Source organism: Microbacterium sp. NPDC089188 (assembly GCF_040685155.1).
Taxonomy (GTDB): domain Bacteria; phylum Actinomycetota; class Actinomycetes; order Actinomycetales; family Microbacteriaceae; genus Microbacterium; species Microbacterium galbum.
Window position 1 is genome coordinate 450,086 of the sequence record NZ_JBFBHH010000001.1, and the last position, 10,960, is coordinate 461,045.

The window sequence follows — 10,960 nt, forward strand, 5'->3', positions numbered from 1 at the left end:
ATGCGCGCAACGGCGGCCTACCGGCATCCACTCGCTGCGTGCTCCGCGTGCCGCCCCGGTGATCTACTTCCGCCCCACCCGCCGCTCGACGAGCTTGCGCGCGACGTCCATGAAGCTCGGCGCGTACTTCGCCCACTCCTGGTCGAGCTTGCGCACGTCGATCTTGCCGGTGTGCAGCAGCTCGCAGATCTTGAGCCAGCTCTCGCCCGTCGCTGCCGTCAGCGCCGCGGCCACGGCCGCGTTCACGACGATCCCCGCGCCCGGGATGAGCTTGAGGAAGCTCGTCGCGAGCGCTCGCCCGGCCACCTGCACGCCGAACTGCGCGAGGGCCCCTGCCGAGAGCATCGTCTTGACCTCGAGGTCGTAGATGGCGGCGATGCGTCCCATCATCGTCAGCTGGATCGGCGCCAGCGTGACAGCATCCGACACAGGAAGCGGAACGGATGCCGCCCCCGCGGCCGCTGCGGACGCCGCGGCGATGATCGGCCGCGCCATCTCCCTCTTCCACGGGAGGTTGAGTCGCTGTGCGATGCGAAAGGCGTCCTTATCGCGGTCGGGGGCGAGTTCGAGGGTCTCCGTGACAAGGTCACCGAGGCCGTGCCCCTTCCCCTTCCCGTGCCGGTCGCGGGTCGAGGTGAGGATGACCTGCCGGTAGGGGATGCGCAGCCGCTCACCGGTGTTCGGATCGACCGGGTCGTTCAACCACTCGACGAACGCCTCGAGGTCTTTCGCGACACCCTGGTGCCCGGTGATCGGGTTCTTGATCCAGTCGACCTTCGTCAGCACGAGGATCACCGGCAGCCCGCGCGCGTCGAGCTCGCGGATCATCGCGATATCGGCGGGGGTGAGCCGGTCGTCGGCGGCCCGCACGCAGTACCAGACGACGGAGATCTGATGGTCGCCGGGGTGGGCGGCGATGGCATCCAGGTGGTTGCGCAGTTGCTGATCCGGCGGAACGGGCGAGCCGATCTCGAACCCCTCGACGTCCCAGATGCCGAGCGAGTCGTCGCTGTAGAAGTGCACGCCCCGCGTGACCGGGAGCCCCCGCCCGACCTTCGCCCAGTCGCGCCCGAACACCGCGTTGACCAGCGACGACTTGCCGACGCCCGACGCGCCGACGATCGCGAGGTTGAACCGGCCGTACCGCGACTTCGCCTCCGACGTCGCCTCGACGAAGGCCTTCTCGTCGAGCTGACGCGCGTCGGTGTTCTTCTTCGCCATGGTCTCGCCTCCCCGAACGTCGGCCTCAGGATGCCGCGACTCGCGCCGCGGGTGAGGTTGTGTCGAATCTACGGGGCGGGGCGATGCGGAACGCGTTTCGCCCGCCCCCTTGTGCTGTCGATGCTTGCGACCTTTAGCCTGGCGTTCAGTGGATCGATCACGCTTCGCCGGACTGCATGCGCCGCGGGTCGTAGTGCTGGTGTTCTTCGCGGCTCGGGCGGTCGAGATCGATGATGGCGACCCGAGGAAGCGGCACTTTTCCCTCGGCGGCCATCAGGTATTTGTAGGGGGTCACCCACGCGAAGCAATCGACCCGAGCATCCTTGAGGATGGCAACGAAATCCCTGTCGGCGAAATGAAAGTGAGGTCGACTCAGCCCATCTTTGGCGAACGCTCCCATTGATTCGAAATACGCTGTCGACTCGTCAAAAATAACGAATGCCAAATCGAACCCGGGTCGCTCCGCGCGATAGGCGTCGCGTTTTTCCGCATGGTTCCTGACGACCTTCGAGAAATGGTGCTTATACGCTCGAAAGCTATGGTCATCCGCAGTCGGAAGCCCCGTGTTCGCGATTACAGTGACAGAGGCGTCGGGCGCCAGGTCGGCAAACCCCGCGGCCTCGATCTCCCGGAGAATGGCGGACTCCTTCGCTCGAGTGGCGTCCTTGCCGCTTCTTCGAGGATGGTCATCTACCCGCATGACCTCAATTAGCAAGCGACCCTCGATGTCTTCAAAATCCGGACGCTCACGTGCTACGAGCGTCTTACCTCTCAGGGACGCGAGCAATCGATGGCCGACTTCCGTTTCCTGTGGGTAGAAGCAGACGCTCGGATTGTCTTGCTTCGCGACGAAATCAATGATCTCGCGCTCTTTCGTATAACTCAGATCCATGCTTCAGACCCCCCTGAGCGATCGATACACCCCGGCTTTACGTTTGTCGGGACGAGCCGCAGCTTCTTGTAACTTTATGGCTGCCGCCGCACCGCGCTCCACTCCCCCGCGGCATCCCGCACGAACACGATCCGGTCGTGCAGCCGCGACGGACGCCCCTGCCAGAACTCGATCTCCCGCGGCTCCACCCGATACCCGCCCCAGCGCGGCGGACGCGGCACCGGCTGGTCGTCGCCGAAGCGGGCCGACACCTCCGCCATCTGCTCCTCGAGAGCGGCACGGGATGCCACGGGCTCCGACTGGTGGCTCGCCCAGGCCGACAGCTGCGACCCGCGCGGGCGCGACGCGAAGTACGCGTCATCCCGCTCGGCGGGCAGAGGTGTGGCCGAGCCGAGCACGATCACCTGCCGCTGCAGCGCGTACCAGGGGAACAGGATCGACACCGCCGGGTTCCCCGCCAGCGCCTGCCCCTTCCGCGAATCCCGGTTCGTGAAGAACCACAGCGCACCGTCGTCGTCGACTCCGCGCAGCAGTACGGTCCGCGAAGTCGGCCGGTGCTCGGCATCCACTGTCGAGACGACCATCGCGTTCGGTTCGGGGAGGTCCGCGGCATCCGTGAGCCACCGCTGGAAGAGAGCGATAGGGGATGCCGTCAGCGCGGCGTCGTCGAGCTCGTCGAGCGTGTAGTCGAGGCGGTGGGCGAGGGGGTTCTCGATCATCGCGCGGTCCTCCGAAGCGTTGCTGGGGGCACCATCGTATGCGCGCGGAGTCCGGCCGCGGACCGATCTCCGCGCGGGACGATTCGCGCTCGGACGCGTGCGCGAGTCGTTCCGCAAGAGACGGCTGGGCGAGGTCGTCGGAATCAGAGCCCGGCGATCCCTGCCGACCGCACGACGAAGTACACGAGCGTCGCCACCACGGCCGCCACGAGCACCACCGCTGTCCAGAACATCGCGATGCGCAGGCGGCGGGTCTGGGCGGATTCGCCCGGACGGTTCCATGGCGCGCGCGCCATCACTGCTCTGCTCCAACTCGTGCGATCCCGGTCGACATCAGCATCCGTTCCCCCCGCGCTGCTCCATGGACGAAAGGCCACGCTAGCCAGCCCCACGTGTGGATGCCAGCACCTGGCGGCAGCCGACGTCAACCCACCGCTGCACAGATGTGCATCCCGTGGAATAGGTCGTCGCCGCGCTCCGTTACGTTCGCGTGGCCCTGTGACCCCCACGAAAGGACTCCCGTGAGCCTGTTCAGCCCCACCACCGTCGGCAGCATCGGCGTGCGCAACCGCGTGTCGCTCGCCCCCATGACCCGCCTGCGCGCGAGCGCTGACGGCGTTCCCGGACCGATCGTCGCGAAGTACTACGAGCAGCGCGCCGGCATCGGACTCCTCGTCACCGAGGGCGTGTTCCCGAGCGCCGAGTCGAAGGCGTACCCCGGCCAGCCCGGAATCGTCACCGACGAGCAGGCCGCCGGCTGGGCGAAGGTCGCGGATGCCGTGCACGCCGAAGGCGGAGTGGTGTTCATGCAGCTCATGAACGGCGGACGCGTCACCCACACCGACATCACCGGCACCGACCGCATCGTCGCCCCCTCGGCGATCGCGATCGAGGGCGACACCCGCCTGGCCGACGGCTCGAAGGTCGCCTACCCCGTGCCCCACGCCCTCGAAACCGAAGAGCTCGCCACCGTCCGCGACGAGTTCGTCAAGGCCGCCCGTCGGGCCGTGGATGCCGGCATCGACGGCGTCGAGCTGCACTCGGCCAACGGCTACCTGCTGCACGAGTTCCTCTCCCCCGCCTCCAACCAGCGCACCGACGGCTACGGCGGATCGCCCGAGGCCCGCGCCCGCTTCGTCATCGAGGTCGCCCGCGCCGTCGTCGCCGAGATCGGCGCCGACCGCGTCGGCATCCGCATCTCCCCCGCGCACAACATCCAGGACGTCTGGGAAAAGGACGACGCCGAAACCCGCGCCACCTACGAGGCCCTCATCGCCGGCCTCGCCCCCCTGGGACTCGCTTACCTCAGCGTGCTGCACGCCGATCCCGCGAGCGACCTCATCCAGGACCTCCGCCGCGCCTTCGGTGGCACCTTCATCGTCAACTCCGGCTTCTCAAAGATGACCACGCGCGACGAGGCCATCACCGCCGTCGACGAGGGCATCGCCGATCTGGTCGCCGTCGGCCGCCCCGCGATCGCCAACCCCGACCTGGTGACGCGCTGGGAGAACAACGCCGACGAGAACGAGGTCGACCAGGCCTCGGTCTACGGCCCCGACGAGCGCGGGTACACGGACTACCCGTTCCTTCAGGACTGATTGCAGGATGCCAGGGCCTCGCGCGATCTGATCGCGCGGGGCCCTTTCAATTCATCTCGTGCGCAGTAGGTATGTGTTCAGCAGTAGGGACAGGATCCGGCCGCCGGAATCTCCACAAAATGTTCGTTGCAGACAGTCGCTGGGCGAGACGTGGGTCTGATTTGCTGCACGGGGTTGCCCTGTACCTCGAACCCGAGCTCGACCAGTCGACCTGCTGCGCCGCCTTTGCCCCCGCTGATCTCTTTGCTGGACACGGAAACGCCGTGTTGACGCTCGTATGCCGCGGCGAAGATCGCCTTCGAGTCGTAGAGGGAGCCGTTGACGATGAGGAAGTACTCACGCGCTACGCCAAAGCCGAAGCGCTTGAGAAACGCATCACGACCGAGCCGATCGAATTCGGATACTGCCCAGTTCACGGCGGCTGTGTCGGTCAGGTCGGAGTAGGAAACCATGCCCTGAGTATGCCCCGAGCCACCGACATTCGTGATTTGCGTACAGCAATGGAGCCAGGGTCTTCCTCTGCAAGGAACCCTCAATCGAGCCTTTGGTATGCGAGCCAAAAGCTCGCATACCAAAGGCCACACGAGGTACATGGAGGTCCAACTTCCGCCACCGCCGGACACGTGTAAGAGTCGGCAGCATGGCACGACTTGACCGACAAAACGCTCTCGCCTCTGCGCTCCAGTTGCTCGACCTCACACCTGGTGGAGCAGTAGCAGCCCCCCGTCTACCAGGGCTTCCCGAGCCCGCCGCGTCGTGGGCCGTGGCGAACTACAAGCAGCTTGGTGGAGTGCTCGAAGCACCCACCCTTCGACCCTTGGGCTGGGATATTCAGACGACGAGTGGACTCATCGTCGAACTCGACGAAGAGCAGCACTTCAACAGGTATCGAGCAGAGACACTTCGAGCGGAGTGGAGTGCCCATTTGCCATGGCGAGCGGATTACCTGCGCCAGTGCGCCGACTATGAGCATGTTGCCCTAAAGCGTCACTCAGGGGGCGGCTTCTGGACGAACACGGGATCAGCCACGCAATTCGGTCCAGCCGGGCCCCGCGGAGTTCTCGATGGAGAAGGATCACCGCGCTGGAAGCAACGAGCCTTGTACGACTCGATGCGAGATTCCCTCGCAGCAACAGGAGCGGTGTCGCTCGCTCGACTGTCCGTACACGATCGACTCGGATCTATTCGCCTGGGCGACGCGCTCCGCGCCCCCGCTCTCCTCGACTTGCAGATGCTGCGCGACCTCCTCGTCAGGCGGACCGCGAACCCCTCATTCTCTGATTGATGTCAAAGCGTCTGCGCGGTCCAGTTCGCCCGCGGGTGGCATTGCCGACTACCCCTTCCCCGCTGGGAGTGAGACGAGCAAGGTGCCGAAGTCGAAGATGTCAACTAGCCATCGGCCCACAGGACCGACGCGCACGGCGCTCGAACCACCTGTGGCTGCACACAACTGCCAGTGACAGGAGCGCCGCGCGTGACCAGTTCGCGCGGCGCTCCCTATGCGACGGACCGGTAGCGCTGCACCGTCGCGCCCGATCGGAACTCACTTTGCTCGACCGGCTCGAGCTTCAGGTCGACCCCCTCAAGGAGGCGTGGACCGCGTCCGGCGACCACCGGGTGCACGACGAACGTGAACTCGTCAATGAGCCCATGCGCCGCGAGCGTCACCGGAAGCTTCACGCCGCCGAGTGAGATTCCCCTCCCCGGCTGCTCCTTGAGCCGCCGGACCGCCTCGACCACGTCGCCTCTGACCAGCTCAGCGTTCCAGTCGACGGCGTCCAGAGTCGCGGATAGCACGACCTTCCGCATCGGATCCATCACCTCCGCGAACGCCACCTCGCTGGCATCCATCCAGTCGGGCCACTCCCCCGAATCCGGTCGGCGCCACGCACCCTCCATCAGCTCGTACGTGACTCGCCCGTAGAGGAGGGTGTCGGAACGGCGGAGCTCGTCGGTCCAGAACGCCATGGACTCGGTGTCCGGCGGCAGGCCCGCCTCGTGTGAGCAGCAGCCGTCCAGGGTGACGTTGATCGCGTAACGCAGCGGCTGAGTCATGTCTGATCCTCTCAACGAGACGCGCTCCCTCGCACTTCTGCCTTCATCGTCTCCGCACCGACGACATCCGTCCACCGCTTCCCTGCTGAGATCCGCCACCTACTCAGGCGCAGCGATAACTTTCGCCAGCCGAGCCATCTCGGCCTCAAGATCGTCGAGGCCTCCGGCGAGGCTCACCGCATGCACGTGAACGTCGACTCGTGCCGAGGGAATGCGAATGATCTGAGAGACCACGTCGCCCGAAACGTAGATGAGGTGCGCGGTTCGCACGTTCAGAGCGAGCGCGTAAGCGACCATCTGGTAGACGTCACCGCTGGGCGGACCACCGCTCCCATCAGTGAGCACCTTGTACTTCGTGTCGGCCACGCTCGTCGGCACATGGGTTTCGACCACCATGTCCGGACGAATAGCAACCACGCGCTGCGTGTCCAGCCACCATCTTCTGTCCTGCGGGGTGACCCGCAGACCTTTCGGCTCGAGGAGGGCGCGCAAACGTTCAGCCACGAACGACTCGAACACGGTCGCCATATTTAGCAGGAATGTCCCGCCCCGCCGAACGCCTTCACGATGCGTCCATGAGACCGCCTCGAGGATCAGCCGGGCGAGCATGAGAGCGGGCCCGAGGTGCTCATTCAGTCTCGTGATCACGACAGTCGGCAGCGGCATTCCGCGCGGCACGAGACCCGTCTCCAAGAAGTCCATTCCAAGCTGCAAGCGAATCGACTCGACGCCGCGCGAGAGATCCACTGCTCGAAGCGCACGGATGGCGGTATGCAGGATGCGATTGGCTGGCACATCGTCACTGAAATGGTCGTAGTCGATCTCGAGAGGTAGTGGCAGCCCCGGACGGACGGCTAGTTGTCGCGACACATCCCACCGACCCCGCATGACCGAGGCGGACTCGTGCGTCTCTTCGTAACCCTTCACCAGACCTCGACGCGTGGCACGTTGCACCTCCAAAAGGAATGCGCGGGCGAGAGCCGCGGGGAAGGCTCGCTCCCCGTCGTGATCCACGAGGTGTTGTCCGACGCTAATGTGCCGACGCCCTGAGGACGCCATGTAGACGAGATTCTCGATGGGCGTTTTGGGCACGACGTGCAGCACCGTTTCACCCACCACCGCGGTGCCAACCCGCGTCACGTCCGAGACGCGCCAAAGTCCGGCCTGCGTTGTCGGGCTCACACGACAGAACCGCATCTCCTGCAGTTCCATCGCCTCGCCGAGCGTGAGCTCGACGAGGCTCTCACCCTTCTCGGTGATGAAGGCGCGCGGACGTGATTCGCTCACCTACCCGAGGACTCCTGGACGCCGCTTTCCTGCTCGGGTGGTTGCGCCACCGGGGGAGTGACCTTCTCAAGCAGAACCTCCAGCGAGAACGTCGCGTGTACATCGACAGCACTCCCGAGATGACGCTCCTCGAGCAACGGCATCAGGTTCTCCGTCCAAATCGCATCGAGGGCCTGCCGACTCAGATCTTCGGTGCGCAGCAGGTGACTGGGGCCGATGCGGTCCTCCCGGTCGCGAATGCGCGAATTGAGCTCGGCGAAAAGGGCGGAGATATCAACGGACTGCGGGTGCGCGGCCGTCCACCGATCCAGAATGCCGGCCACCGGCGGAACGTCTGGGTGGAGCTCGAAGAACGAGAAGCGCCGACGCATCGCCGAGTCCAGGAGCGCAATCGACCGATCGGCCGTGTTCATCGTGCCGATGATCACGACGTTCGGCGGAAGCGAGAACGTGTCTCCGCCATCCGTCCCCGATCCGGCGTAGAGCAAATCGATCGGTTCGTCCCGGTACTCGAGGAGGTAGTAGAGCTCGCCGAAGACTTTCGAAAGGTTCGCGCGATTGATCTCGTCAATCATCAGGACGTGCGTCACATCGGGATCACGCCGAGCTGCATCTGAGATGCGGCGCAGAGGCCCCTGCGTCAGTTCGAAAACCAGCTGACCGTCTTTCTCGCGCGGCCGGTAGCCGGCGAAGAAGTCTTCGTACGTGTATGAGGGATGGAACTGAATTCGTCGAGCCGCATCGGGTTTGGTGGTGAGCGCCTCCGTGATCGCCTTGGCGACGAAGGTCTTACCCGTTCCCGGCGGCCCGTAGAGGATAATTTGGCCCCGTCGATACAAGGCATCGATCACGCGAGCAATCCAACCCTCGTCGAGCTTGAGACGTTCGCTCAACGCTGCGGTGTCGATATCGGCTGGGCGGAAGCCGCGTGGGTCGACCTCCTCTACGACTGGTTCTACGGGGACCGGATCGATCACCGGGTCCGGCACATCCAGCCACTGCTCCCGCAGTGGCGTCCGATAGAAATCGATCGGCTTCTGTTTCTTCACCTGAAGTGCGATGGCGATGCGCTGGAGGTCCGCATCGGCGTCGGAGGAGAAGCTCCCCCCGATCTCGCCGATGAATGCTTCGCGAACGCGCCGGCGGTGATCAGCCGAAACAATGGGGCCAAAGAAGCCGGGATGGACGAGATAGAGCAACGACCACCGCTGGGTCGGGAAACCGTCGCCGTCGAGCCCCAAGACGAATTCCCGCCAGCGGAGCGGATCCGCCAGCGTCGATTCTTGTTCATCAGCGTCGAGCTCGACCCACGCTTTCGCCAGGTTGATGATGATCGTGACCGCGTGATTGACATTGGTGAGCATGCCGGATCCGGGGTGGAATGACCCACCGCCGAACGCCTCGTCGAAAAGCGTCGGGATCGACACCTTATGCTGCATGAGCGCGAGAACTGCCTCGACCTTGGCCGTCTTCTTGGCGTGGCCGATGGCCGTTGAAATGGGGAGAATTTGCAGCGCCACCACCTCCGCCATCAGCAATTTGACGTCGTCGCTCTCGTCAGCGAGCTGTAGCGCGACGTTCTCGACGAAGTTCTTGCCCTCGACCTTTTCGCTCGTCGTCCACACCGTGTGCAGGCGCTGAACCGTCTCCAGCGACCACACCTCGCGGCCCGGACTGAAGACGGATTCGCCGGCCTGCAGCGACCTTTCTACCCACACGCGCGCAGCCTCGAGCAGCTTGCGCTGAGCATTGTCGGTCGACACCCACGTCGTCGGGAGGGCCGCGGTGACCGCCGACTGCAACTCAATGCGCCCTGCCGCGTATCGTCGCGTCGCCTCCGCGTGCAACTCGTCGCCCGCGAACCCACGCAGCGCCTGTCTGCCGGCGTCAGTGATTGCCCACTGCCCCGACCCGTCGGGGTGCTTGCGCAGCCACCCGGCGGCAGCGAGATCCGCGCTGGACCACCGCCAATCGCTCTCCCCGCGGGGGCGGCCCTTTCGCACAAGCTCGGCCTCGTGATCTGAGAACGGAACGCGCTCCTGCGTTGCGGCCCACACCTCGGCGAGAGGCAGGAATTGCTCGCCGACGGTGTTCTCATCGAGGTACTCCAGTGACGCTCGAGCACGAGCCGCTCGTCGGACATTCTGATCTGCGGCCACGCTGCTCCCTTGCCTGAACGATGAACGATCCCATTCATCGTGGGCGGTATCCCCCGCCCCAGCCTTTCACGAGCCCGCCGTTTTGAGCGAGCATGGCGACTCAGCGCAGGATTGATCGCGCCCGCTTCGTCATCGAGGTCGCTCAGGCCATCGTCGCCGAGATCGGCGCCGACCGCGTCGGCATCCGCATCTCTCCCGCCCACAACATCCAGGACGTCTGGGAGAAGGACGACGCCGAAACCCGCACCTCCTACGGAGCCCTCATCGCCGGCCTCGCCCAGCTGGGCCTCGCCTACCTCCGCGTGCTGCAAGCCGATCCCGCCGGCGACCTCATCCAGGACCTGCGCCGCGCCCTCGGCGGCACCTTCATCGTCAACTCCGGCTTCTCGAAGATGACCACGCGTGACGAGGCCATCACCGCCGTCGACGAGAGCATCGCCGACCTGATCGCCGTCGGACGCCCCGCCATCGCCAACCCCGACCTGGTGACGCGCTGGGAGCAGGGCGCCGAGGAGAACGAGGTCGACCACGCCTCGGTCTACGGGCCGGATGAGCGCGAGTACACGGACTACCCGTTCCTTCAGGGCTGAGTTTCGGATGCCAGGGCCCCGCGGGATCTAATCGCGCGGGGCCCTGGCCTATGCGATAGGCCGGTAACGCTGGGCGACGGCCCCAGAGCGGAACTCCCGCCGCTCGATCAGTTCGAGCTGCAGATCGACGCCATCGAGCAGTCGCGGCCCGCGCCCCGCGACCACGGGATGCACGATGAACGTGTACTCGTCGATGAGCCCCTGCCCCGCCAGCAACGCGGGGAGCATTACCCCACCGAGCGAGATCCCCCTCCCCGGCTGCTCCTTCAGCCGCCGGACCGATTCGACGACGTCGCCCCGGACGAGTTCGGCGTCCCGGTCGACTGCGTCGAGGGTTCCGGATGCCAGGACCTTCCGCATCGGATCCATTGCTCCGGCGAACGCGACCTCACTGTCGTCCATTCAGTCGGGCCACTGCCCCCCTCAAAACGCCACTTTC

At 65.4% G+C, this 10,960-nt stretch carries 11 protein-coding genes; 2 read left to right on the forward strand and 9 right to left on the reverse strand.

Annotation, left to right across the window (positions count from 1 at the left end; all coding sequences use genetic code 11):
• Nucleotides 1-63: 63 nt before the first annotated feature.
• The 4 genes from AB0N80_RS02010 to AB0N80_RS02025 all read right to left on the reverse strand — a co-directional run bounded on the left by AB0N80_RS02010 (nucleotide 64) and on the right by AB0N80_RS02025 (nucleotide 3,128).
• Nucleotides 64-1,221 carry a GTPase gene (locus AB0N80_RS02010; RefSeq protein WP_363577250.1) on the reverse strand — a complete coding sequence of 386 codons (1,158 nt, stop codon included), beginning with the start codon at nucleotides 1,219-1,221 and terminating at the stop codon, nucleotides 64-66.
• Nucleotides 1,222-1,378: 157 nt separating this feature from the next.
• A complete protein-coding gene (locus tag AB0N80_RS02015; RefSeq protein WP_363577252.1) occupies nucleotides 1,379-2,113 on the reverse strand; it encodes a hypothetical protein in 735 nt (244 codons plus the stop codon).
• Between the two features lie 74 nt (nucleotides 2,114-2,187).
• Complete coding sequence (pdxH, locus tag AB0N80_RS02020; protein WP_363577254.1) at nucleotides 2,188-2,832, reverse strand: pyridoxamine 5'-phosphate oxidase; 645 nt, start codon at nucleotides 2,830-2,832, stop codon at nucleotides 2,188-2,190.
• Nucleotides 2,833-2,975: 143 nt separating this feature from the next.
• Nucleotides 2,976-3,128 carry a hypothetical protein gene (locus AB0N80_RS02025; RefSeq protein WP_315994184.1) on the reverse strand — a complete coding sequence of 51 codons (153 nt, stop codon included), beginning with the start codon at nucleotides 3,126-3,128 and terminating at the stop codon, nucleotides 2,976-2,978.
• A gap of 225 nt (nucleotides 3,129-3,353) precedes the next feature.
• Here AB0N80_RS02025 and AB0N80_RS02030 point away from each other — a divergent pair, with 225 nt between their 5' ends.
• A complete protein-coding gene (locus AB0N80_RS02030; protein ID WP_363577256.1) occupies nucleotides 3,354-4,430 on the forward strand; it encodes an alkene reductase in 1,077 nt (358 codons plus the stop codon).
• 77 nt (nucleotides 4,431-4,507) lie between these two features.
• Here AB0N80_RS02030 and AB0N80_RS02035 read toward each other — a convergent pair whose 3' ends face one another.
• The 4 genes from AB0N80_RS02035 to AB0N80_RS02050 all read right to left on the reverse strand — a co-directional run bounded on the left by AB0N80_RS02035 (nucleotide 4,508) and on the right by AB0N80_RS02050 (nucleotide 9,931).
• Nucleotides 4,508-4,882, reverse strand: a complete 375-nt coding sequence (locus AB0N80_RS02035) for a hypothetical protein (RefSeq protein ID WP_363577258.1) — start codon at nucleotides 4,880-4,882, stop codon at nucleotides 4,508-4,510.
• 1,045 nt (nucleotides 4,883-5,927) lie between these two features.
• The gene (locus tag AB0N80_RS02040; protein WP_363577260.1) at nucleotides 5,928-6,485 is read right to left on the reverse strand and encodes a dihydrofolate reductase family protein; all 558 of its coding nucleotides are present in this window, start codon (nucleotides 6,483-6,485) and stop codon (nucleotides 5,928-5,930) included.
• A gap of 99 nt (nucleotides 6,486-6,584) precedes the next feature.
• Complete coding sequence (locus AB0N80_RS02045; RefSeq protein ID WP_363577262.1) at nucleotides 6,585-7,772, reverse strand: hypothetical protein; 1,188 nt, start codon at nucleotides 7,770-7,772, stop codon at nucleotides 6,585-6,587.
• Complete coding sequence (locus tag AB0N80_RS02050) at nucleotides 7,769-9,931, reverse strand: AAA family ATPase (protein ID WP_363577264.1); 2,163 nt, start codon at nucleotides 9,929-9,931, stop codon at nucleotides 7,769-7,771. Before AB0N80_RS02050 ends, AB0N80_RS02045 begins: the two co-directional genes overlap by 4 nt.
• 92 nt (nucleotides 9,932-10,023) lie before the next feature.
• Between AB0N80_RS02050 and AB0N80_RS02055 the strand changes: the two genes are divergently transcribed.
• Nucleotides 10,024-10,521, forward strand: a complete 498-nt coding sequence (locus AB0N80_RS02055) for a hypothetical protein (protein WP_363577266.1) — start codon at nucleotides 10,024-10,026, stop codon at nucleotides 10,519-10,521.
• Nucleotides 10,522-10,569: 48 nt separating this feature from the next.
• Here AB0N80_RS02055 and AB0N80_RS02060 read toward each other — a convergent pair whose 3' ends face one another.
• On the reverse strand, nucleotides 10,570-10,923 hold the full coding sequence (locus AB0N80_RS02060; protein WP_363577268.1) for a dihydrofolate reductase family protein: 354 nt from the start codon (nucleotides 10,921-10,923) through the stop codon (nucleotides 10,570-10,572).
• Nucleotides 10,924-10,960 lie beyond the last annotated feature (37 nt).